Source organism: Streptomyces sp. NPDC097640 (genome assembly GCF_040302705.1).
Lineage (GTDB): Bacteria > Actinomycetota > Actinomycetes > Streptomycetales > Streptomycetaceae > Streptomyces.
Map to the genome: position 1 here is coordinate 144,091 of NZ_JBEOSB010000001.1, position 24,420 is coordinate 168,510.

Genomic DNA, 24,420 nt, shown 5'->3' on the forward strand with positions numbered 1-24,420 from the left:
ATGGGTGTCGTCATTCTGCTCGTCATGGCCGCGGGGGTCGCGGCCATGCTCAGCCGCAAGCTGCCCACGGCGTTCGCCCTGGTGCTGCTCGCCGTGGTGATCGCGTTCCTGGCGGGTGCGCCGCTCTCCGGCAAGGGCAGCGTGCTGGACACGGTGCTCCAGGAGGGGGCGCCCGCGCTCGCCGCCACGATGATCGCGATCCTGCTGGGCTCGTGGCTCGGCAAGCTCCTGGAGGAGACCGGTATCGCCGGCACCCTCGTCCGCAAGATCGTCGAATTCGGCGGCGACCGGCCGGTGTTCGTGGCGCTCGGCGTGCTCGCCGTGTCGGCGCTGGTCGGCACCGTGACCGGATCGGCGCCCGCGGCGATGCTCGCCGGTCTGATCGGTATCCCCGCGATGATCGCGGTGGGCATCCCGAAGGTGACGGCCGCGGGCACGGTCCTCATGGGGATCGCCGTCGGCGTGCCCTTCGAACTGCCGGTGTGGCAGTTCTTCTCCACCGCCCTGGAACTGCCCGTCGACACGGTGCGCGGCTTCATGGTGAAGCTGTTCCCGTTCGCGCTGGTGGCCGCCGTCGCCTACGTCCTCGTGGAGTCCCGGCGCCGCGGCGTCGAGCACACCTGGTCCCTGAAGTCGGTGCAGGCCCGGCCGTCGCGCGGGGACCGCCGCCGGCTGCTCGGCGACGCCCCCTGGTATGCCCTGCTCACCCCGGCGGTCCCGCTCACCCTCGCCCTCGGCCTGGACGTGGCCATCATCCCCTCGCTGCTGGGCGGCGTGCTGTACGCGCTGGTGACGACGACCCGGCCGCGGGAGATGAACCGCCGCCTGCTGCGCACCCTGTACGGCGGGTTCGAGGTGGCCGCGCCGCCCATCACCCTCTTCGTGGCCATCGGCATCCTGCTCGCCGCGGTGAAGCTGCCCGGCGCCATCGACGCCCTGCAACCCCTCGTCAAGGCCGTCAGCCCGCAGAACGCCGTGCTGTTCGTCCTCGTCTTCACGCTGCTGGTGCCGCTGTGCCTGTTCCGCGGCCCCTTGAACGTCTTCGGCCTCGGCGCCGGCATCGCGGGCGTCCTGGTGGCCACCGGCATCTACCCGGCCGTCGCCGTCCTCGGCATGACCGCCTCGTACAACCAGGTCTTCGGGGTATCCGACCCGACCAGCACTCAGACCGTGTGGAGCGCCCAGTACGCGGGCGTCTCCCCGCACCAGGTGATGGTACGCACCCTGCCCTATGTGTGGGCCGTGGCCTTCGGTGGCCTGTGCGTCACCGCCGCCACCTACCTCTGACAGCAACCGACTTCAGGAGCCGATCATGCATGAGCCGCAGTCCGGCCCGGACCGCCGGATGTTCCTGCGCGCCACCGCCCTCTCCGGCGCGGCGCTCACGTTCGGCGGGCTGGCGACGCCCGCCGCGTCGGCCGCGCCCGGCGGATTTCCCGACTACACCTACGTCCGCACGCTGCTCACCCCGTCGCAGCTGAAGTACAACCCGACGGGCGAGATCATCTTCCCCACCGTGCGCGGCGTCTACGACAAGCTCTCCTCGCCGCTGGGCCGCTACTACCTGTACTACGCGCCGCACGACGCGCCCGGCGGCATCTGCCTGGCCTACGGCGACTCCATGGAGGGCCCGTTCACCGAGTACCCGAACAACCCGATCGTGTCCAACAAATGGGACCCGCACTACTCGGTCACCCATGTCTCCTCGCCGCATGTGCTGTGGAACCAGGACGCCAAGGAGTTCTGGCTGTACTTCCACGGCGAGAACACCACGACCCGGCTCGCCCGGTCGAAGAACGGGGTGGACTTCACCTACGACAAGGTGGTGCTGACGACGTCGATGATGCCCGCGGGCACCAGCGAGACGTCCTACGCCCGGGTGTTCCGGTACGACCTGCCCTCCCGCGGCGCCCGCTACGTCATGCTGTTCATGATCAACAACACCACCGACCACCGCGACATCGGCTGGGGCTGGTCCGCTGACGGCCGTAACTGGACCTTCGACCAGACACCCCTGGTGCGCCACTCGGACGTGGGCGCGGTGAACATCGGCGGCCCGCACCTGCTGACGCGCGACGGCTCCGCGTTCGTCGTCTACAACAAGGACAAGTCCAGCGGCGGCGACATGATGATCACCGAGGTGGGGGCGGACTTCTCGCTCCGCAAGCACCTCGGCGTCTTCTACAACTCCCGCTCCGCGCCGCCCGACAACGGGCGCTCGGCGTCCCCGACCTTCGGCACGGACGGCGGCGTGCCGTACATGGTCTACGAGGCCGGGGAGCGCCTCGCCGGCTCCATCGCGGTGGCCCGGGGCTGAAGGGCGGCGCCGGCCACCGGGTCAGGCGGTGCGGCGGATGAGGAGGATATGGTCGATGACCTCGGCGGTGCGCCCGCCCGGGCCGGTCGCGATCCGGCGGGGGGTCTCCGCCCGCTCGACCGTCCAGGTCTCCGGGGTCAGCCCGATACCGGCGGCGACCTCCTGCGGGCTCGGGTACCGGAGGTCGGGGTCCTGGTTCCACGACCATGGCGAGGTCGAGCCGTGGTCGACGACCAGCAGTCGCCCGCCCGGGCGCAGTGCGTGCGCGGCCGAGCGCAGGACGGCGGCCCGGTCCAGGTCGAGAGGGGTGTGCAGGTAGTGGGCGCAGATCAGGTCGAAACGGCCGGGCGGGAACGACGTGTGCAGGTCGTGCCGCACGGCGCTGACGCGGTCGCCCAGGCCGTGTGAGCGGGCGAGGGCGGCGAGTCGCTCGACCGCCACGGCCGAGATGTCGGTGGCGGTGACCTGCCACCCCTGGCCGGCGAGCCACAGCGCGTCGCCGCCCTCGCCGCATCCGAGGTCCAACACGTCACCGGGCGGCAGGCCCGTCACCATCTCGGTGAGGCGAGCATTCGGCCGCGGGTCGCCGGCTGCCGGCCGGGCCGCGTAGACGCTGTCCCAGAACTCGACCGCATCGGTGGTGCTCATCAGGACTCCTTGTGTCGGTGGGCCCTCAGTCTTGCCAGGCGCACCATGACCTGGCACGAAAACTTGCCATAACGGCAAGACGGGCCTCATGGGTTCCGCGACCGACGACAACAGGCCCGATAGGCCGTCAGTGCGGAGTCACTGGCGTGTCATCGGGCCTTCGTAGTCTTCCGCTGGTTTCCCGTGGGTGGTGTGCCGCGTCACCGGTAGTGCCGCTCGCGAGTTGTCGTCCGGGTGCCGACACCGGAGGGGTGCATGGAGTATCGGATTCTCGGACAGGTCGAGGTGCGGCACGGGGAGAAGCAGCTGCCGCTCCATGGCGCCAAACAGCGCACTGTGCTGAGCGCTCTGCTCCTGGCCGGCGACCTGGTGGTGTACGACTCGCAGCTGGGTGAGTACCTGTGGGGTCAGAAGGCGCCCGCCACCAGCAACGCTCAGATATACACCTACGTCTCGCGGCTGCGGAAGACCCTCGGTCCGCACGCGCGGATCATGCGTCGTTCGCCGGGTTATCTGATGCAGATCGGGTCCTCGTGGTTCGACCTGGACGAGTTCACCGACCAGTCGCAGCGCGGCCACGAGGCGCTGGACGCGGGCGACTACGAGCGGGCGGTATCGCTGCTGTCATCGGCGCTGTCGCTGTGGCGCGGGCCCGCGCTCGCGAATGTGTCCTCGCATCTCGCCGAAGCGCTGCGACCGCAGCTGGAGGAGGCCCGGATCACGGCGCTCACCGGCCGGTTCGAGGCCGAACTCGCGCTCGGCAGGCACGCCTCGCTGGTGCCGAGGCTGACTCAGCTGGTCCGCGAGTACCCGCTCCAGGAGCGGTTCCGCGCGCAGCTGATGACGGCCCTGTACCGCTGCGACCGCCAGGCCGACGCCCTCGCCCTCTACGAGCAGGGCAGGAGGATGCTGACCGGCTCGCTGGGCGTCGACCCCGGCGCGCTGCTGCGCGAGGTCATGCTCGCGATCCTCAACTCCGACCCCAAGCTGCTCGGCCCGGTCCGCGAACGCTCGACGGCCGGTGTCGGCCGCTCGGCGTTTCCGGGATTCGCCGTTCTCTGAGCGGTGGCCGGACCGACCACCCGTGGCGTGGGATCCCGCCCGCGTCCCGAACGACACCACTGGAGGCAACGTCATGACCGCACCTGTGCCCGAGACCGCGCTGGGGGACGAGGAACGGGCCCGCATCAAGGACGTGGTGTGCGAGGTCCTCGACATCGAACCGGAGGACATCACCCTGACCGGGTCGTTCACCGAGGAGTACGGCGCCGATTCGATGGCCCTGGTGGCACTCGGCGCCTCGCTGGAGCGCACCTTCGACGTCGAGATCGAGGACTCCAAGGTGGATCTGATGGACGACCTCAAGAACGTGTTCGTGGTGGTGGGCGAGGCCCTCGCCACGAGTCGCTGATCCGGTTTCACGACGCGAGGAGGGCGAAGTGAACACGGACGGGGACATGGAGCGAGTGGTGATCACGGGTCTGGGCGTGGTCAGCAGCATCGGCATCGGGGTTGACGACTTCTGCGCCGGGCTGCGTGAGGGGCGCAGCGGGGCGAAGCCGATCACGGCCTTCGACACCACCGGCTTCGCGCACTCGATCGGGTGCGAGGTGACCGGGTTCGACCCGCGCGAGTGGCTGGACCGACTGGAACCGGAGGGCATCGGCCGGGCCACCCAGTTCGCGGTCGCCGGCGCCCGGATGGCGCTGGCGGACGCCGCACTGGACGTCGAGGAACTGCGGCGCCGTCGGGCTCTCGTGTCCGTCGGCACCAGCGATGGCGAGACGCGCGACCTGGACACCCTGACCGAGCAGTATCTGACGGACGGTGCCGGGGGGCTCGACCCCGCGCTGGCCAGGCGCGCCGACGCGAACCAGCTCACCTCGGGCATGGTCCGCGAACTCGGGCTGCGTGACGTGGAGTCCATGACGATCGGGACCGCCTGCGCGGCGGGCAACTACGCGATCGGCAGCGCGTACGACGCCCTGCGCGCCGGCGACGTCGACTTCGCGCTGTGCGGTGGCGCGGACGCCGTGTGCCGCAAGACGTTCACCGGCTTCTACCGGTTCGGCACCATCGCCCCCGAGAAGTGCCAGCCCTTCGACCGGGACCGCAAGGGCCTGCTCGCCAGCGAGGGCAGCGGAGTACTGCTCCTGGAGAGCCTGCGCTCGGCGCGGGCCCGCGGCGCGCGGATCTACGCCGAGGTGCTCAGCTACGGGCTGAACTGCGACGCGGGACACGCGGTCGCCCCGGACCGGGACAGCCTGGCCCGGTGTATCCGGCTCGCGCACCGCAACGCCGGCATCAAGCCCGAGGACGTGGACCTGATCTCGGCACACGGCACCGGCACCCCGACCAACGACGTGGTCGAGACCAGCGCGATCCGCCAGGTGTTCGCCGCCCCACCGCCGACGGTGTCGGTGAAGAGCATGATCGGGCATGCGATGGGCGCGGCGAGCGCACTGGCCACGGTCGCCTGCGCGCTCGCCATCCACGAGGGCTTCATCCCGCCCACCATCAACCATATGAACACCGACCCGGACTGCGGGCTGGACTGCGTGCCGAACCAGGCGCGCCCCGCCGTGCTGAACGTGGTGCAGAATAACGCGCTCGCGTTCGCGGGCAACAACGTGGTTCTGCTGCTCGGTCGGACCCGGGAGACGACATGACGACGGTCGAGGCGACCGGGCCGCTGCGCCCGCGTGGGGTGGACGCGGACAACCAGGCCCTGGTGCTGTCGGGATGGTCCACCGTGACCGGCTACGGCGTGGGCCGCGACGCCCTGCGCGACGGACTGCTGTCCGGACGCTCGGCGGTGGCGGACCTGGAAGCGGCCGGGTTCCCCGGGCCTGCCCGGGCCGCGGTCGTGCCGGGGTTCAAGGCGGCGGACCACCTGGGACGCAAGGGGACCCGCACGATGAGCCGCTCCACGGCGTTCGCCGTGACGGCCATCGACGCGCTGTTGCGCGAGCTCGGCCCCGAAGTCACCGAGGACCCGGAGCGCATCGGGCTGGTGCTCGGAGTCGGCCAGGGCAATGTGCAGGCCGCCATGGACTTCACCCGGGAGGCGCTCACCGCGTCCAGGCCCTATCACGTGGACGCGATGCGGTTCCCGGACACGTTCCTCAACCGGGCCGCCGGGCAGAGTGCGATCTGGCACCACCTCAAGGGCCCGAACACGACCATCGCCGGCGGCAGGCTGTCCGCGCTGCTGGCGATCGGCTACGGGGCCCGCCTGTGCCGCGGCGGGCACTGCCGACGGCTGCTGGTCGGCGCCACCGAGGAGTATTCGCAGGCGCGGGCTCTCCTGGCGGACGCGGCAAGCGGGCCGCGCGACACGTCTGCGCCACTGGGCGAGGGCTGTCTGGTCGCGCTGATGGAGTCGGCAGCCGACGCGGCGGCGGCCGGACGCGTCCCGGTCGCCACGGTGCTGGCGACGCACTTCCGGGCGACCCCGGAGCCTGAGACGGGTGGCGCCGAGCTCGCCGAGTGCGTGCGCGCCGTGCTCGCCAAGGCGGGCGCCACCGCCGACCGGATCCGGCTGGTGGCGCCGCTGGGCGAGCACTCGGACCAGGAGGAAGCCGGTATCCGCGCGGTGACCGGCCGCTCCGCCATGCACTGGCTGCACTCCCGTCCGCTGCTGGGCGACGCGTTCGCCGCGTCCGCGGGGCTACAGCTGTCGGCGGCCCTGGCCACCGGGCGGCACTGGTCCGAGCCCGCGGATCTGGCCCTGGTCACCGGCATCGACCGGGACGGCACGGTCGGCTGCGCCCTGCTCGGGCGTCCCGCCTGAGGAGAAGAGGAGGCCATGCCCAACAGCCAGGACGCGCGGCCGGGAGAGGGGGCCGTCGAGGACCCGGGCGATGTCTACCGGCTCGACGCGGCCGAAAGCGAGCTGCTGGACAAGGTGGCCGCCGAGGTCGCGGGGACCTATGACAGCGTGGAGGACCCGCGCTTCATCGCCAACGCGCGCCTGCACGCCCAGCGGCTGCCGTACGGCCTGCGCGAGTGGCTGGAACAGGTCCGCTTCAGCGACGACATCGGCGCGTTCCGGATCCGCGGACACCGGCTGCGCGACGACGAACTCGGCGCCACGCCACCGGAGTTCGAGCGCCGGCCGCGGGAGCCGGCGATGGCGCCGGAGATCTGCCTGGTGCTGCTCGGCGTGCTGCTCGGCGACGTGTTCGGCTGGGAGACCCAGCAGGCCGGGCGCCTGGTGCACGATGTGGTGCCCAGTGAGTACGCGCAGAGCTCGCAGACCAGCGCGAGCAGCTCCGCCGAACTCGGCTGGCACACGGAGGACGCCTTCCACCCGCACCGGGCCCACTATCTGGGGCTGGCCTGCCTGCGCAATCCGGACCGGGTGCCGACCACGCTCACCGAACTGCGCTCGCTGCGGCTGACCGAGCGGACCCGGTCCGTACTGAGCATGCCGCGCTTCCACCACCTGCCCGACACCTCGCACAGCCCCACCGGCAGCGACGACGCCGGCGCATGGGCGGATCCGGCGCCCGCGCGGATCCTGGCCGGGCCGGCGGGCAACCAGTCGCTGTGCGTCGACGCCGACTTCACCGTCGTTTCCGGGGACGACCCGGAGGCGCGGGCGGCGCTGGACGAGCTCAAGGACGAGATCGGCCGGCGGCTCGGCGACCTGGCCCTGGAGCCGGGGGACTACCTGTTCCTGGACAACCAGCGCTGTGTCCACGGACGCAGGTCCTTCCGGCCGCGGTTCGACGGCACGGATCGCTGGCTGAAACGGGTGAGTGTGACCCGCGACCTGCGGCGGATGGCCGACGCGGGCGTCACGGCCACCCGGCGCACCGCTCGGGCAGTCCTGTCCGGTTGACCTGGCTGTTTACCGCACCACTTAAAAATCTTCCGCGGCCTGACGCCGTGCGAAAACATGAAGTCCGTGCAACGGCCGGTAAAGGCGACGGGGGAGGATCTTTGCGAGCGCCGTTAGACCTGTTCGCGGAAACGCTGGCACGCACACCGGACGCCCCCGCGGTCATCGCGGAGGACGAGCAACTGTCGTTCGCCGAGCTCGACCGGCGGTCCGGCGTCCTGGCCCACGCCCTGACCGAGCGTGGAGCCGGTCCCGAGCGGCTGGTGGGCCTCAGCGTACGGCGTGGCGCCGCGATGGCCGTCGGCGTGCTCGGCGTACTCAAGTCCGGCGCGGCCTATGTGCCGCTCGACCCGGCACACCCGAGGGCCCGGCTGCGGTGGATGGCCGAGGACGCGGGCGTGCGGGTGGTGGTGGCCGAGCCGGAGGCGGCGGGGCTGTTCGACGGGCTGGCCGGGCTGACGGTGATGGATCACACGGCCGGTGCCCGGGCCGGGGGAGAGGCCGAGGCGCCCTCATCGGCGCGTCCCGCCCCCGAGGATCTCGCCTACGTCATCTACACCTCCGGTTCCACAGGACCGCCCAAGGGCGTCGCCGTCGAACACCGTCAGCTGGCCCATATCTGGGCGGCCTGGGACGAGCTGTACGGGCTGCGCGCGGAGCCGCTGCGCTTCGTCTCGGTCACCAGCCTGTCCGTCGACCTGTTCTTCGCGGACATGCTGCGCTCCGTCTTCGCCGGTGGCTGTCTGGTGATCGCTCCCGACGAGGCGGTCACCGAGCCGGCGCGGCTGCTGGAGCTGGTCGAGCGGCACGGGGGCACGGCCGTGGAGACGATGCCGGGGCTCGCCACGGAGCTGGTGCGGGAGGCGGGGCGGGCGGGGCGCGGCATGCCGCCGCTGCGGCTGCTGTCGGTCGGCTCGGAGGGCTGGGCCGCCCGGGACTACCGGGAGCTCGCCGGACGGCTGCATCCCGACACGGTCGTGGTCAACGCGTACGGGACGACCGAGACGACCATCGACTCCTGCGCGCTGCTCCCTCGCCCCACACCCGAGGCCGTACGGGCCGTCCAGGGCCGGTATCTGCCGATCGGGCGGCCCCTCGCGCGTACGTCCGCCCATGTGCTGGACTCCGGGCTGCGACCGGTGCGGGACGGGCAGCAGGGCGAGCTGTATCTGGGCGGCAGCGGGGTCGCCCGCGGCTATCACGGGCGTGCGGCACTGACCGCCGGGCGCTTTGTCGCCGACCCGTTCGCGCCGGACGGGGCCCGGATGTACCGGACCGGGGACCTGGTGCGGTGGGGGGACGACGGAAACCTGGAGTATCTGGGCCGTACGGACGAGCAGTTGAGCGTCCGGGGCTTCCGGATCGAGCCCGGCGAGATCGAGGCCGCCCTGCTGCGCTACCCCGGGGTGCGGCGCGCCGCCGTGACCGCGGGGGAGGAGGGCACGCAGGGGCTCGTCGGGTACGTCGAGCCGGAGACGGGCGACGGCGCGCCCGTACGGCCGAGCGGCGACGCGTTACGGGCCTTTCTCACCGACAGCCTGCCCGCGCATATGGTCCCCGCGGCATTCGTCGTGCTCGACCGGCTTCCGCTGCTGCCGGGCGGGAAGCTGGACCGGCGTGCGCTGCCCGCGCCGGAGCGGGGGGCGGCGTATGTCCCGCCGCGCACCGACGCCGAGCGGGCGCTCGCCGGGATCTGGGCCGAGGTGCTGGGCGTCGAACGGGTGGGCGCCGAGGACAACTTCTTCAACCTGGGCGGCGACTCCGTCATCGGCATCCAGGCCGCGGCCCTCGCCCGGTCCCGGCTCGGGGTCGTGTGGCCGTACCGCGCGCTGTTCGACCGGCCGACGCTGGCGGAGCTGGCCGCCGTGCTGGCACCCGCCGGGCCCGCCGGGCCGCCCGTACGGAGCGCGGTGCCGTCCGGGGCGGGCGCCGACGAGCGGCTGCCGCTGTCGTTCGCGCAGCAGCCGCTGTGGTTTCTGCACGACTACGAGCCGGGCGCCGAGTACAACATCGGCAAGGCCCTCCGGCTGACCGGCCTGCTGGATGTCGCGGCGCTGCGGCAGGCGCTGACCGAGGTGGTCTCGCGGCAGGACGCGCTCCGTACGACCTTCCAGAAGATCGACGGGCAGGGTGCGCAGGTGGTGGTGGCGCCGGGCGAGGTGGCGCTGGAGTCCGTCGACCTGCGGGACACCGATGCCGGTTCATCCGTGGAGGACGCGCTGGAGCAGGTGTTGCGCGAAGAGTACGGCACGGTCTTCGACCTGCGGGCGGCGCCGCCGCTGCGCGCCCTGCTCATACGGCTCGGCGACAAGGAACACGTCCTCGCGCTGACGATGCACCACCTCATCACCGACGGCTGGGCCAACGAGGTCCTGCTCTCGGAGCTCGCCCACTGCTACTCCGCCGCCGTGCGCGGCGAGCCCGCCGCACTGCCCCCGCTCGCCGCCCGCTACGCCGACTTCACGCGCTGGCAGCGCGAACACCTGGTCGGCGCCGACGCCGATCGCCGGCTCGACTACTGGCGTGCTCGGCTGGACGGGCTGACGCCCACCGAGCTGCCCACGGACCGGCCGCGCCCCGCCACCCGCAGCACCGCGGGTGCCGCGGAGTGGGCCACGGTTCCGGCCGAGGTGACCGGCCGGCTGAAGGAGCTCAGCAGGGTGCGGCAGGTGAGCCTGTTCACGACGCTGATGGCGGCCGCCCAGCTCCTCCTCTCCCGCCACTGCCGCCAGGCCGATGTGGCGGTCGGCACCGCCGAGTCGGGCCGGGGCCGGGTCGAGTGGGCCGATCTGGTCGGGTACTTCGTCAATACGGTCGTGATCCGCTCGACGGTGGACGAGCGGCAGGCCTTCGGCGACTTCCTCGGCCAGGTCAGGGACACGCTGCTGGATGCCGTCGCGCACGCGGACGTACCGTTCGAGCGAGTGGTGCGGGCGCTGGCACCGGAGCGCGACCCGGCCCGTTCGCCGCTGGTCAGCGCCATGGTGGTGATGCAGAACGCGCCCGCCGGAGAGCCGGACTTCGCCGGGCTCACCGCGGAGGACCTCGAACTGCCCACGGTCGCGGCCAACTTCGACCTGACCCTGGAGTTCCGCGAACGGGGCGATGAGCTGCGGCTGTACGCCAACTACAACACCGACCTCTACGACGCTGCGACGGTGCGACGGCTCAGCGGTCAGCTGACCGCGCTGCTGGCGGAGATCGCCGCCGATCCCGAGCGGCCGCTGCGGCTGCTGCCGATGGGCGGGGACGGCCTGGAGCCGTCCGCGCTCTCCGCGCCGCCCCTGCCCTCGTCCCGGGAACGGCCGTCCGGGGGCGCCCATGAGCAGTTCGAGGAGTGGGCGCGGCACGCCCCCGAGCAGCTCGCCGTCCTGCACGGCGGGACGGAGCTGACCTACCGCGAGCTGGACGAACGCGCCAACGGGCTGGCCCACCGGCTGGTGGCGCGCGGGGTCGGCCCCGAGACACCCGTCGGAATCTGTCTGGAGCGCTCCCCGGACCTGATCGTGGCGCTGCTCGCCGTGCTCAAGTCCGGGGGCGTGATGGTGCCGCTGGACCCCGGGTATCCGCGTGAGCGCCTCGCGCTGCTGCTCGCGGACACCGGCACGCGGGTGGTGCTGACCCGCGAGCCGCTCCACGATGTGCTGCCCGGCGATACGACCGTGACCGGCCTGGACCCGGGCGGGGCCGAGCCACCGGCCCGGGCGGCCGCGCCGCCGCGCACCGAGGTGGGGCCGTCGAATCTGGCGTATGTCCTCTACACCTCGGGCTCAACCGGCCGCCCCAAGGGCGTGATGATCACCCACAGTTCCCTGGCGCTCGCCGCCGAGGACGCCCGCCGCATGTTCGGCTTCGGCCCGGCCACCAGGACGCTGCTGCATCTGTCGATCTGCTTCGACTGCGGGCTGTGGCAGGCCCTGACGCCGCTGTTCTCCGGCGCGACCCTGTGCCTGAGCGAGGCGGGCGAACGGGACGGCACCCTCGGCCTCGCAGAGCAGCTGCGCCGCGACGGCGTGACACTGCTGTTGCTGACGCCCGCGCTGCTCGCCACGGTCGCCCCGGACGAGGTCCCGGCGCTTGAGACGGTCCTCGCCTGCGGTGAGGTCTGCCCGCCCGAGCTGGCGGCGGGCTGGCTGCCGGGGCGCACGTTCGTCAACGCGTACGGGCCCACGGAGACGACCGTCATGTCCACCGCGCACCTGCTGCCCGCGGGCACCGACCCGGGCACGGTCGCCGGGGCCGTGCCGATCGGCGGGCCCGTCAACGGCGCCCGCGTCGAGGTGCTCGACCCCTATCTGCGTCCCGTGCCGGTCGGGATGGACGGGGAGCTGTACATCGGCGGGTCCGGAGTCGGGCGGGGGTATGTGGGCAGTCCCGGCCGTACCGCCGAACGTTTCGTGGCCGATCCGTACGTCCCCGGCGAGCGGCTCTACCGCACGGGGGACCTGGTCCGCCGGCGGGTCGACGGGGCGCTGGAGTTCCGGGGCCGGGTCGATCAGCAGGTGAAGGTGCGCGGCTTCCGGATCGAACCGGGCGAGATCGAGGCGGTGCTGGGCACCCACCCCGGGGTGGGCGGAGTCGCGGTGGTGGTCAGGGACGAGCGCCTCGTGGCGTATGTCGCCGCCGACGGGGAGTCGCCCGAGGGGCGGCCGACCCCCGAGACCCTGCGGCGCTCTGTCGCGGAGGTGCTGCCCGCGCCCATGGTGCCGTCCGCCTTCGTGGTGCTGGATGAGCTCCCCGTCAACCGCAACGGCAAGGTCGACCGCCCGGCCCTCCCGGATCCGGCGCTGCCCGCCGCCCGAACCCGCTTCGCGGCGCCGCGCACCCGCACGGAAAGGATGCTGGCCCAGGCGTGGACGGCGGTCCTCGGCGTCGAACGGCCCGGGATCGACCACAACTTCTTCGCCCTCGGCGGCGACTCGATCCTCAGCGTCCAGGTCGTCGCCGCACTGGGCCGGGAAGGGCTGCGGATCGCGTCGCGCGACATCTTCCAGCGGCAGACGATCCGCGAGCTGGCCGAGGTGGTGTCCGTCGAGTCCGGCGCGCCCGGTACCTCCGGTGATACGTCCTCGGCGGCGGATCCGTCCGACGCCTCCGCGTCCGGGCCGTTCCCGCTCACCCCGATCCAGCACTGGTTCTTCGAGAACATCACCGTGTGCCCCGACCGCTTCACCATGCCCCGCTGCGTCGAGCTGGCCGCCGGGGTGGACGTGACGGCCGTGCGGGCGGCCGTGCACGCGGTCGTCGCCCACCATGACGCGCTGCGGACCCGGGCCGAACGAGCCGATGCCGAGGGGGACGAGGGGGCCTGGCGGCTGCGGATCGCGCCGGTGGAGGCCGAGGGGGACGGCGACGTCTTCGAGATCCGCGGCGAGTTGGCCGACGACCCGTCCCCGTCCCCCGATATGTCGACCGTCATCGCACACGCCGAGGCCGCCCTCGATCTGCGCGCGGGGCCGCTCCTCAAGGCCGTCCATCTCGACCTCGGCCCGGCGCGCAACCCCCGACTGCTGCTGATGGTCCACCACTTCGTCGTGGACGGGGTCTCCTGGCGGATCCTGCTGGACGATCTGCGCACCGCCTACGTCCAGGCCGCCGAGGGTGCCCCGATCGACCTCGGCCCGAAGACCACGTCGTTCCCCGACTGGGCGCGGCGGCTGAACGAGTACGTGGCCTCCGGCGGACTCGACGGCGAACTGCCCTACTGGACCGCCGTCCAGGCCCCGCCACCGGGCGTGGCCGCCCCCGCCGAGGTCGGCACCGGCGCGGTCGTGACCGCCCGGCTGAGCCGGGACGAGACCGCGGCGCTGCTGCGCCAGGTGCCCGTCGCCTACCGCACCCGGCCGAACGACGTCCTGCTGGCCGCGCTGGCGCGGGCGCTCGGCCCGGGGCCCGTCGCGATCAACCTGGAGGGCCATGGCCGGGAGCAGCTCTTCGACGGGGTGGACATCTCCCGCACGGTCGGCTGGTTCACCACCCAGTTCCCGGTGACCATCGAGCTGCCGGAGATGCCGGATATGGCAGAAGCGGTGGACACCGCAGACTGGGGCCCGGCCCTCAAGGCCGTCAAGGAGCAGCTGCGGGCCGTGCCCCGGCACGGCCTGGGCCATGACGCGCTGCGCTATCTGGGCCGGAACGGCTCCCCGAACGGGCCCCGGCCCCACGTCAACTTCAACTATCTCGGCCAGTTCGCGCCCCTGGACACCCACGGGGGCTTCTACAGCGGACGGGAGTTCCCGCTCACCGACGCCATCCACCCCGACGAGATCCGGCCCTTCGAGCTGGAGGTGACGGCCGAGACCACCGGCGGCGAACTCGTCTTCACCTGGGACTACTCCCGCGCCGCCTACGACGAGCCGGAGATCCGGCGACTCGCCGACGGCACGCTCGCCGCGCTGCGCGCGCTCACCGCCCACTGCCTGGCGCCCGGCAGCGGCGGGCGTACCCCCTCGGACTATCCGCTCGCGGCGTTGGACCAGGCACAGGTCGACGCGCTGGTCGGCGACGGCCGCGCGGTCGAGGACGTGTATCCGCTGACGCCTCTCCAGTCCGGGATGCTGTACCACTCGCTGAGCGGCGGCGAGCGGCTCGATGTCTACGGCCGCCGGTTCACGCTCGTCATCGACGGGGTCACGGACCCGCGGGCGCTGGATGCCGCCTGGCGGCGGGTGGTGGCGGCGCACCCCGTACTGCGCAGCACGGTGCACTGGTCCGGGCTCGCCGAGCCGGTGCAGGTCGTACACCGCGCGGAGCCCCGGATCACACACCACGACCTGCGGTCGCTGCCGCCGGGCGAGCAGCGTGCGCGACTGCGCCGACTGGAGGACGGGGACCGCGCCGAGGGGCTGGATCTGCGCAGCCCGATCCCCTTCCGGGTGACGATCTCGCGGCTGTCGGACAGCAGGGCACACGTACTGCTGACGTCACATCATCTCTTCTTTGACGGCTGGAGCCTGACCCGGACCGTGGACGCGGCCCTCGCCGCCTGCGCCGCGCTCACCCGGGGGGAGGTGCCCGAACCCCTCGTGTGCAGGCCGTTCCGGGACTATGTGGAGTGGCTGCGCGGGCAGGACGGCAGAGCCGGCGAGGCCGCCGAGGCGTACTGGCGGGAGGCGCTCGCCGGGTTCGACACGCCCACGCCGCTGCCGTACGACCGTCCCGTGGGGCCGGTCGGCGGCCACATCCGGACGTTCGACCTCCGGCTGCCGGGCACCCCGGACATCGGAGCCTTCGCGCGGCGCCACCGGCTCACCGTCGGCACGGTCGTCCAGGCGGCCTGGGCGGTGCTGCTGGCCCGGCACGCCGCAGTGGACGAGGTGCTGTTCGGCGCCGCGGTGTCCATCCGCCCGACCGCCGTCCCCGGCGTGGAGACGATCAGCGGGCCGCTGATCAACACCCTGCCGGTACGGGTCACCGTCGACCCCACGGCCGACACCCTCGACTGGCTGGCGCGGCTCCAGGAGGAACAGGCGGTGGCGCGGGAGTTCGGCCACTATCCGCTGGCGCGGCAGCAGGCCCACAGCGGAGTGCCCGCCGGGACCCGGCTGTTCGACAGCACGGTCGCGTTCGAGAACTACCCCGGTGAACCGACGGACGTCCAGCACGACGCGGTGCGCGTGATCGAGCTGGACGGCGACGACAGCACCAACTATCCGCTCGCCCTGATCGCGTACCCGGGCGATGAGCTGGTGCTGCAACTGGGCTATGACCCGGAGCTCTTCGACGCCGCGACCATCGAGCGGCTGGCGGCCCAACTGCGGACCGTGCTGCGCGGCATGGCCGAGGAGCCGCACCGGAGTGTCGGAGACCTGCCGATGCTGCCCGACCAGGAGCGGCGGCAGGTGCTCGGGGACTGGACCAGGTCCCCGCTCACCCCCGTCCCCCTCGGCTGCGTCCAGGACCTGTTCGCCGAGCAGGTCCGCCGCAGCCCGGACGCGCTCGCCCTGCTGAGCGGCGACGGCGCCGAGCAGGTGACGTACGCGGAACTGGACCGGCGGGCCCACCGGCTGGCCCACGCGCTCACCGCTCGCGGCATCGGGCCCGAGTCGATCGTCGGCCTGTGCCTGCCGCGCAGCGTCGCCATGGTGACGGCCCAGCTGGCGGTATGGAAGGCCGGTGCGGCGACGATGCCGCTCGAGCCGGCGCACCCCGCGGAGCGGCGCGCGTGGATGCTGGCCGACGCGGGCGCCGCGCTGGTGCTGCTGCCCGCGGACTCCGGGTGGGATCCGGGCGTGCCCGTGCTCACCCTCACCCTCACCCTCGACCTCGACCTCGACGGAACGGGCGTGGCGGACGGCCATCCGGACACGGCGGCGCCGACGGTGCGGGCCCACCCCGAGAACGCCGCCTACGTGATCTACACATCCGGCTCCACAGGCCGTCCCAAGGGCACCGTGGTCACCCACCGCGGCATCGCGAACCTGGCCGCCACCGGGCAGCAGAACGGGGGCATCGGGCCCGGCAGCAGGGTGCTCCAATGGCTCTCGGCCGGCTGGGACAGCGCGTTCTTCGAGCTCGCCGCGCCGCTGCTCACCGGAGGCGCCGTCGTGGTGGCCCCGCCGGGGCCGCTGCCGGCGCTGACCGGGTTCATCAGGGAGCGCGGGGTGACCCATCTGGTCGCACCGCCCGCGGTCCTGGCCACCATGCCGGCCGCGTCCGTACCCGGGGTGACCGTGTTCGCGGCCGGCGAGGCGCTGCCCGGTGAGACGGTGGAGAGCTGGTCGCGCAGGGGGCGGGTGCTCAACGGCTACGGGCCGACCGAGGCGACCGTATGCACGGTGATGAGCGCGCCGCTGTCCGGGCCCGCCATCCCGCCGCTCGGCAGGCCCGCCGCGGGCACCCGGTGCTTTGTGCTGGACCCGCGGCTGCGGCCCGTTCCGGTGGGCGCCGTCGGCGAGCTCCATCTCGCGGGGGACTGCCTCGCGCGCGGCTACCTGGGCCGCGGAGGGCTGACCGCCGGGCGCTTTGTGGCCTGCCCGTTCGGGGAGCCGGGCGAGCGGATGTACCGCACGGGCGACTTGGTGCGCTGGGCCCCTGACGGCACCCTCCGCTTCGTCGGCCGGTCCGACGATCAGGTCAAGGTGCGCGGCGTGCGCGTGGAGCTCGGCGAGGTGGAGGCCGCGCTCACCGGGCACCCCGAGGTGGCGCAGGTGTGTGTGGTCGCCGCCGGGGAGGGCGCGGGGCGGCACCTGGTGGCGTATGTGGTGAGCAGGGCGATCGACGTGGCCGGACCTGGGCCGGGCGCGTTGCGGGAGCACCTGGCGGCGCGGCTGCCGGAGCAGATGATTCCGACGGCGTTCGTCCCCATGGAACGGCTGCCGCTGAACCTCTACGGCAAGGTCGACCGCCAGGCCCTGCCCTCGCCGGACGCCACGGTGGACCCCGCGTATCTGCCGCCCCGCACCGACAGTGAGCGGACCGTGGCAGAGGCGTGGACCGGGCTGCTGGGCAGGGCGCGGGTCGGGATCCGGGAGAAGTTCTTCGAGGCGGGCGGCTCCTCGCTCACCCTCATCCAGCTCGCCGACCGACTGCCCGCCTTGAGCATGGCCGAGTTGCTGGAGCACTCGACCATCGAGGGGATGGCGGTCCGCCTGGACCTGCGCCGCGCCGGGCACGCGGACGACGGCGAGCAGCACGAGGGCGCCCCGTGCGGGAACGACCACGACTCCGACGGCGACTACGAACTGTGAGACGGGGGCATCGGATGGGCCGAGACGGCCGCGAGAGCCGAGAAGCTGTCGCGATCACCGGGATCGCGTTCGCGCTGCCGGACGCGGACACGCTGGACCGGCTGCACGGCAACCTCGCCGCGGGCCGGGACAGCGTACGGCCACCGGACCCCGACCGGATCCGGTACGCGGGCGGCCACCCGGGGACCGACTATCAGGCCCTGGGCTATCTTGACCGGGTCGACCTGTTCGACCACGCCTTCTTCGGCATCTCGCTGGGCGAGGCCGAACTGATGGACCCCCACCAGCGGCTGACCCTTCAGCTGGTGCACCAGGCGCTGGAGAACGCCTGCTACGCCCCCGCCACGCTGCGCGGCTCCCGCACCGCCGTGATCGTCAGCGCGCCGGAGCCGTCATACGCGCGGCTGTACGCGGAGGACGACCCGCAGCAGATCCTCGGCTCGATACCGGCCGCGCTGGCCGCCCGTATCTCGTATCTCTTCGACTTCGCGGGGCCCGCCCTGGTCGTCGACACCGCGTGCAGCGGCAGCCTGAGCGCGCTGGCGCTGGCTGTCGAGAAGCTGCGCGAGGGCCAGTGCGACCTCGCGGTCTCCGGCGGGCTCAGGGTCGAGTCGGTGTTGCAGCCCAAGCGGGCCCATGACCCGCTGCTCGGCCTGTTCTCGCAGGAGGGCGTGTGCCGCCCGTTCGACGCGAAGGCCGACGGCACCACGCTCGGGGAGGGCGGCGGCTATGTCGTCCTCAAGCGGCTGTCCGAGGCGCTCGCCGACGGGGACCACATCCACGCCGTGCTGCGCGGCGTCGCCGTCAACCACAATGGCGCCGGGGCCACCAGCATGAGCGCCCCCAGCGCGAGCGCCCAGGCCGCCGTCATCGCCGAGGCGTGGCGGGACGCCGGGGCCGGCCCCGGCACGGCGGGCTGTGTCGAGTGCCACGGCTCCGGCACCCCGCTCGGCGACGTCATCGAGGCGGACGGGCTGCGCCAGGCCCTCGCGGCGAGCGGCGGACGGCCCGGTGCGCCGCTCGACATCGGCGCCGCGAAAAGCAATTTCGGGCATCTGGACCACGCGGCGGGCATGGCCGGACTGTTCAAGGTCCTGGCCGCGCTGCGCCACACGGCGCTCTATCCGACCGTCCACTTCAGCACGCCGAATCCGCTGATCGAGTTCGCGGACCTGTTGAACGTACGGACGGAGACGGCGCCATGGCCGGCGCCGGAGGAGGGGCCCCGGCGGGCCGGGCTGAGCTCGTTCGGGTTGACGGGGACCAATGTGCACGCCGTCATCGAGGAGGCGCCGGAACCCTTGCCGGGTGCGGAAACGCCCAGCGGCGCAACACCGCACCTGGTCACCCTCTCCGCGAAGACCCCCGCCGCGCTCGCCCGTTATGCCACCCGACTCACGGAGTTCCTGGAGGCCACCGAACACGGCCTGCCGGAGGTCGCGTTCGCGCTGAACACCGGCCGGGACGACCACCCGTTCCGCTGGGCCCGCACCGCGCACGACACCCGCGAGCTGGCCGAGGCGCTGCGCATGGCCGTACCGCCGGACCGGCCCGTCGCCCCCGAGGTCCCGGTGGTGCTTCTGTTCTCCGGCGACACGGAGTTGGACGACGCGACCTGGATCCGGCTCTGCTCCGCGTTCCCCTTGCCGGCCCCGGAGCGGACGGGGCGGCTGCTCCGGCACCGCGCGCTGTACGAGCTGGTCAGCGGGCTCGGTCTGAAGACCTCCCGGATGGTCGGCTCCGGGCCGGGGAACCTGGTGGTGCGGCTGCTCCGGGAGCGGATCAGCGAGGACGAGGCGGTCCGGCTGGCCGCCGACACGCCCCCGACCGCCGAGGTCGACCAGGAGGGCCTGCGACGCGCGGTGCGCGGCTTTCTCGCCGAGGGCGCGGTGCTGCTGGAGATGGGCGCGGGCGGCGCCCTGTCGCGGGCGATGGCCACCGAGGCTCCCGAGCTGCCGCTCGTACGGCTGCTGTCGGACGACGGTACGGACGGCGGGGTCCTCGGCGCGATGGCGAGGCTGTACGAACTGGGCGCGACCTTCGACTGGCGCGCGCATCACGCGGGCGCCGGCGTCCGCCGCATCGAGGCCCCGACCTACCCCTTCGAGCCCGTCCCCTGCTGGTACGGCACGCAGGAGGCGCCCCGCGGCCCCCAGAGAGGCGAAAGCGGTCCACTTCCCGAGGCTTCCAGCAGCACACCGGACAACCCGGACATCGAGCAGGCCATTGCGGACATGTGGCAGCGGATGCTCAAGGCCCCGGGCATCCAGGCCGACTCGGACTACTTCGCGCTGGGCGGCACCTCCATCGCCGGCATCAGCCTGCTCCGCGAGGTCGAGCGCAGATTCGCCGTCCAGCTGACCTTCACCGACCTCTATGAGCACCGTACGGTCAGCGAGTTGGCGGCCCTGATCGGCGGGCGGCGCGGCGCCGTCGACGCGAACACGGACTGGACCATTCCGCTGCTGCCGCGCGAGCCCGGAGGCCCGCTGCCCCCGTCCGTCGGCCAGGAGCAGCTCTGGTACATCGACCAGCTCGCCCCGGGCACCCCCCTCTACAACATCCCCCTCGATCTGCGCCTGCACGGCCCCCTGGACCGTACGGCCCTGCGCGGCGCGATCGCCGACCTGGTGCGGCGGCACGAGGTGCTGCGCAGCCGAATCGCCGCCGACGCCGACGGCGTGCCGTGGGTGTACGCCGATGTGCCGGAACCGCAGCTGAAGGTGGTGGACCTGAGCGGGGCGGCGGACCCGGAGGAGCGGCTGCGGGAGCTGGCGGAGGCCGAGGCGACCACACCGTTCGACCTGGCGCGCGGCCCGCTGGTGCGCGCCGTCCTCTTCGCCGTCTCGGATGAGGACCATCTGCTGCTGTGCACCTGGCACCACAGCGTCTTCGACGGCTGGGTGCCCCGGATCTACTTCCGCGACCTGGCCGAGTGCTACGCCGCACGCCTGGCCGGACGGTCCCCCAACCTGCCCGAACTGCCCATCCAGTACGCCGACTTCGCGGCCTGGCAGCGGAGCCGGCTGGACTCCGGGGTGCGGGAGCGCGGCCTGGAGTTCTGGCGCGCGCAGCTCGCGGATCTCCGCCCGCGCGAACTGCCACTGGACCGGCCGCGCCCCGAGGTGGAGTCCCACGCCGGGGCACTGATCAAATTCGCGCTGAGCCCGGAAGACACCGAGGGGATACGGGAGTTCAGCCGCCAGGAGGGGGTGACGACTTTCGTCACCATGCTGGCCGTCTTCGACGCGCTGCTGCATCGGTGGGCGGGCCACGAGGACGTCGTGGTCGGCTCCGCCACCTCCGGACGGCTCAACCCGGCGACCCACGAGCTGATCGGCTACTTCAACAACGCGCTGCCCTTCCGTACGAGGGTCGACGGCGGGATGACGTTCCGCGAGCTGGTCCGGCGCTGCAAAGCCACCGTCGCCGGGGTGCTGGACCACGAGGAGGTGCCGTTCGCGGACATCGTGGCCGCGCTGAAGCCGCCGCGCGACGCGTCCCGGCACCCGCTGTTCACCGTGGCCTATTCGCACCAGAACACCGCGACCCACCCGGCGGAGCTGGAGGGCGTCACGGTCGCGCCCCTCGAGGAGGACAGCACCGACGGCATCGCCCCCGGCACCGCCAAGGTCGACCTGACGCTCGGAATCGGCGACCAGGACGACGAGCCGATGCGCGGCTATCTGGAGTACGCGGTCGACCTGTTCGACGAGTCCACCATGCGCGAACTGCTCCGACTCCACCAGGACATCATCGCCGCGGCGCTGGCGGACCCGGACAGCCCGATCAGCGATGCCGCGCCCCGCAGGGGCACTGATCCCACGGCGCACCCGGCCCCGGCGTGGGAGGTCATCAGACGGCACGCCGAGCGCGCTCCCGAGCGGACCGCCCTGGTGGACGCCGGGACACCTATCTCGTACGGCGAGCTGGTCGGCCGCGCCGAGGAACTCGCGAGGCGGCTGCGGCAATCCGGCGCGGGCCCACTGATCCCGGTGTACGCGAAACGCGGCCCGGACCTGGCCGTGGGCTGGCTCGCCGCACACGCCCTCGGCGCGGCCTTCGTCTGCCTCGACCCCTTGGCCCCCGAGACACGCAGGGCCGCGATCCTGGCCGAACTGCGGGCCCCGGTCATGGTCGAGGGCAACGACGTGACCGTACTGCCGGACCGCGGCGAAAGCGGCCCGAGCGCCTCGCCGGAGATTTCCGGGGGATTGGCCTACGTCGCGTACACCTCCGGCTCGACGGGCCGACCCCAGGGCTGCGAGATCGAGCACCACAGCCTCCTCACCCTGCTGCGCTGGTACGGAGACCGGCTGCGGATGTCCGCCTCGGACCAGGTGGCGCAGTCCTCGGCCGCCGGATACGACGCCGCCGTCATGGAGATCCTGGGCGCCCTCTACCACGGCGCCACCCTCCACTTCCTCCCGGAGAACCAGACCCCCGCGCAGCTGCTGAGCTGGCTGGCGGAGCACCGGATCGCCGTGCTCATGCTGCCCACGCCCAGGGCGGAACTGCTGCTCGGCGAGTACACCCCCGTCCCCGGACTCGCGCTGCGCACCCTGGGGACCGGCGGGGACCAGCTGCGCGTACGGCCGCCCGCCCGGCTGCCGTTCGAGGTGCTGAACCTCTACGGGCCGACCGAGTGCACCGTCCTGTGCACCTGCTCCCGCGTCTCGGCATCGGGCAGCGCGACCCCGGACATCGGCCACCCGATCGCGGGCTCCGACGCCTATGTCCTCGACGAGCGCGGCCGCCCGGCGGACACCGGCGAGCTCTATATCGCGGGCGCGTCCGTGGGGCGCGGCTACCACCGGCGGCCCGGCCACACCGCGGCCCGTTTCGTGGCCGACCCGTTCGGCGCGCCGGGCTCGCGGATGTACCGCACCGGCGATCTGGCCAGCCGCGGGCCGGACGGCACCCTCACCGTGCACGGCCGCGCCGACGACCAGATCTCCCTGCGCGGATTCCGTATCGAACCCGCCGAGATCGAACGGGCCCTGGTGGCGCATCCGGGCGTGCGCGAGGCCCTCGTCGTGTCCGAGCGACAGGCGTCCGGCTCGCTGCGGCTGGTCGCCCATATCGCGGGGGAGGCGCTGCCGGGCGAGGCCGAGCTGCTCGCCGCCGTGGCCGAGCGGGTGCCGCCGCACATGGTCCCCGCGCGCGTCGTTCCGCACACCGCCCTGCCCAAGACCTCCGGCGGCAACAAGATCGACCGCCGCAGCCTGAGCCAGGAATCCCAGGAGCCGACCATGCCGCCTGCCGAACTCCCTCACCCCGCCCTGTCCTCGACCGAGACCGAGCGGGTGCTGGCCCGGATCTGGTCCGAGCTGCTCAGCCGTGACGGCATCGCGCCCGATGACAACTTCTTCCAGATCGGCGGGGATTCCGTCCTCAGTGTGGGGGTCGCCGCGAGGGCTGCGCGCGCCGGCGTCTCGGTCACGCCCCAGGACGTGCTCCGCCACCCGACGCTGCGCGGCCTCGCCGAGGTCGCGAGTGCGAGTGCGAGTACGAGTACGAGTGCGGGGGTGGCGGGCAGCGCACAGCTCGAGGCCCCGGCCGACACCGCCCCGCACGACTCCGCTCCCTCCGGCCCCCTCCCCCTCACCCCCCTGGTCCACCGTCTGCTGGACGCCCGGGACGAGGCGCCCACGGACTTCGTCACGGTCGAGGTCCTGGAGGTCGCGCCCGGCGTGGCGGCCGAGGCCGTCCGTACGGCGCTGGTCCATCTCGTGGCGCTCCAGGAGCCGTTGCGGTACCGCTTTCTGCACAACGGCCTCGGCTGGCGCGCGGAGTGTGCGGCAGCGGAACACGCCGAGCTGCTGGAGACCACCGTGCTGCCGCCGATGGGCCCGGAGGACGAACTGGCCCTGCTGAAGGCCGACATGGACAAGCTGATCGACAGGCTGGACCTGGCGCGCGGCCCGCTGCTCCAGGCCAAGTTCTACAGCCGCGGCCCGCACCACCCCGGGGTACTGCTGTTCGTGGTGCACCACTTCGCCTACGACGAGATCTCGACCGTCCCCCTGCTGGAGGACCTCAACGGGGCCCTGGCGGACATCGCCGCCACCGGCGCGCCGCGCCGCGAGACCCGCCCGCCCGCCTGGCGCGCATGGGCCCAGCGGCTGCACACCATGGCCCAGTCCGACCAGCTCGCGGGCGAGCTCACCTACTGGACCAGCGTGCTCCGTGCCGGCCAGGAGGGGAACGACCTTCCGGAGGCGGAGGCGGAGTCGTCCGCCGAGCCCGGCGTCATCCACCGGCGGGTGCCCGCCGACGCGTTCGCGGCCCCGCTCACCGTCTCGGGCCCGGCGAGCCGGGAAGCGGCGCTGGCCGCCGTGGCCTGTGCGTGGGCCCGGTGGCGCGGGCAGCCACACGCCTATCTGTGCACCGTCGGCCACGGCTCGCCGAACCCGTACCGGCCGTCCGACCGGTCCAGGTCGCTGGGCTGGTTCACCAACTCCTTCCCGGTGCTGCTCCCCGTGGAGCCCGGCGCCCGCGTCCCCGACGCGCTGCCGGGCGTCGTCGACACGCTGCGCGCCGTCCCGCACGACGGTGTCGGCTTCGGCATCCTCCGTACGCTGAGCCCGCGGACCCCCGCCGTCGCACGGCTGCGGGAGCTGGCGGAGCCGATGGTGCTCGTGGAGCACAAGGTCGGTGGCGTCGACTCCATCAAGGTCGGTGACGGGGCGCTTCGGATCAGGCAGGCGCCGCTTCCCGCGCAGCAGCGGACGTTGCTGGAGGTCCAGCCGATCGTGGTCGTCACGGCGGTCGTGGACGGCGTCCTGGACATCACGCTGGTCCACAACGGCCGGCTCGATGCCGCCGGCATGGCCGTGTTCGCCGACCATCTCGCCGAGGCGTTCGGCGAGCTGAGCGGCGTGGAGCCCGAACCGCCCGGCGTACGGCGGGAGGGGTGA

Annotated in this window: 10 protein-coding genes; 9 read left to right on the forward strand and 1 reads right to left on the reverse strand. The window is 72.9% G+C overall.

The genetic code is table 11. The features are described 5' to 3' along the window. Together ABTY62_RS00355 and ABTY62_RS00360 are read left to right on the forward strand one after the other, a co-directional pair. Positions 1 to 1,287: a TRAP transporter large permease gene (locus ABTY62_RS00355; protein ID WP_352127069.1), complete on the forward strand. Its 1,287-nt coding sequence runs from the start codon at positions 1 to 3 to the stop codon at positions 1,285 to 1,287. 25 nt (positions 1,288 to 1,312) lie between these two features. Then, complete coding sequence (locus ABTY62_RS00360) at positions 1,313 to 2,317, forward strand: glycoside hydrolase family protein (protein ID WP_352127070.1); 1,005 nt, start codon at positions 1,313 to 1,315, stop codon at positions 2,315 to 2,317. A 21-nt stretch (positions 2,318 to 2,338) separates the two neighbouring features. On the opposite strand, the gene ABTY62_RS00365 is transcribed toward ABTY62_RS00360, so the two are convergent. Then, on the reverse strand, positions 2,339 to 2,965 hold the full coding sequence (locus ABTY62_RS00365; protein WP_352127072.1) for a class I SAM-dependent methyltransferase: 627 nt from the start codon (positions 2,963 to 2,965) through the stop codon (positions 2,339 to 2,341). 255 nt (positions 2,966 to 3,220) lie between these two features. On the opposite strand from ABTY62_RS00365, the gene ABTY62_RS00370 reads away from it, so the two are divergent. The 7 genes from ABTY62_RS00370 to ABTY62_RS00400 all read left to right on the forward strand — a co-directional run bounded on the left by ABTY62_RS00370 (position 3,221) and on the right by ABTY62_RS00400 (position 24,420). Beyond that, on the forward strand, positions 3,221 to 4,027 hold the full coding sequence (locus ABTY62_RS00370) for an AfsR/SARP family transcriptional regulator (protein WP_352127073.1): 807 nt from the start codon (positions 3,221 to 3,223) through the stop codon (positions 4,025 to 4,027). Positions 4,028 to 4,100: 73 nt separating this feature from the next. Beyond that, positions 4,101 to 4,376 (forward strand): acyl carrier protein, encoded by a 276-nt coding sequence (locus tag ABTY62_RS00375; protein WP_311721769.1) that lies wholly within the window; start codon positions 4,101 to 4,103, stop codon positions 4,374 to 4,376. Positions 4,377 to 4,422: 46 nt separating this feature from the next. Beyond that, positions 4,423 to 5,634, forward strand: a complete 1,212-nt coding sequence (locus tag ABTY62_RS00380; RefSeq protein ID WP_352127449.1) for a beta-ketoacyl-[acyl-carrier-protein] synthase family protein — start codon at positions 4,423 to 4,425, stop codon at positions 5,632 to 5,634. Then, positions 5,631 to 6,758, forward strand: coding sequence for a beta-ketoacyl synthase N-terminal-like domain-containing protein (locus tag ABTY62_RS00385; protein ID WP_352127074.1), 1,128 nt, complete (start codon positions 5,631 to 5,633; stop codon positions 6,756 to 6,758). The genes ABTY62_RS00380 and ABTY62_RS00385 overlap by 4 nt, the downstream gene beginning before the upstream one ends. 15 nt (positions 6,759 to 6,773) lie before the next feature. Then, positions 6,774 to 7,811, forward strand: coding sequence for a guanitoxin biosynthesis L-enduracididine beta-hydroxylase GntD (gntD, locus tag ABTY62_RS00390; protein ID WP_352127075.1), 1,038 nt, complete (start codon positions 6,774 to 6,776; stop codon positions 7,809 to 7,811). 101 nt (positions 7,812 to 7,912) lie between these two features. After that, positions 7,913 to 17,500: a non-ribosomal peptide synthetase gene (locus ABTY62_RS00395; RefSeq protein WP_352127076.1), complete on the forward strand. Its 9,588-nt coding sequence runs from the start codon at positions 7,913 to 7,915 to the stop codon at positions 17,498 to 17,500. 14 nt (positions 17,501 to 17,514) lie between these two features. Further along, positions 17,515 to 24,420 carry a non-ribosomal peptide synthetase gene (locus ABTY62_RS00400; RefSeq protein ID WP_352127077.1) on the forward strand — a complete coding sequence of 2,302 codons (6,906 nt, stop codon included), beginning with the start codon at positions 17,515 to 17,517 and terminating at the stop codon, positions 24,418 to 24,420.

Coding starts and splice junctions, on each gene's coding strand:
- ABTY62_RS00355 (WP_352127069.1), top strand. CDS start 1: ATGGGTGTCGTCATTCTGCTCGTCATGGCCGCGGGGGTCGCGGCCATG.
- ABTY62_RS00370 (WP_352127073.1), top strand. CDS start 3,221: ATGGAGTATCGGATTCTCGGACAGGTCGAGGTGCGGCACGGGGAGAAG.
- ABTY62_RS00400 (WP_352127077.1), top strand. CDS start 17,515: ATGGGCCGAGACGGCCGCGAGAGCCGAGAAGCTGTCGCGATCACCGGG.
- ABTY62_RS00375 (WP_311721769.1), top strand. CDS start 4,101: ATGACCGCACCTGTGCCCGAGACCGCGCTGGGGGACGAGGAACGGGCC.
- ABTY62_RS00385 (WP_352127074.1), top strand. CDS start 5,631: ATGACGACGGTCGAGGCGACCGGGCCGCTGCGCCCGCGTGGGGTGGAC.
- ABTY62_RS00360 (WP_352127070.1), top strand. CDS start 1,313: ATGCATGAGCCGCAGTCCGGCCCGGACCGCCGGATGTTCCTGCGCGCC.
- gntD (WP_352127075.1), top strand. CDS start 6,774: ATGCCCAACAGCCAGGACGCGCGGCCGGGAGAGGGGGCCGTCGAGGAC.
- ABTY62_RS00380 (WP_352127449.1), top strand. CDS start 4,423: ATGGAGCGAGTGGTGATCACGGGTCTGGGCGTGGTCAGCAGCATCGGC.
- ABTY62_RS00365 (WP_352127072.1), bottom strand. CDS start 2,965: ATGAGCACCACCGATGCGGTCGAGTTCTGGGACAGCGTCTACGCGGCC.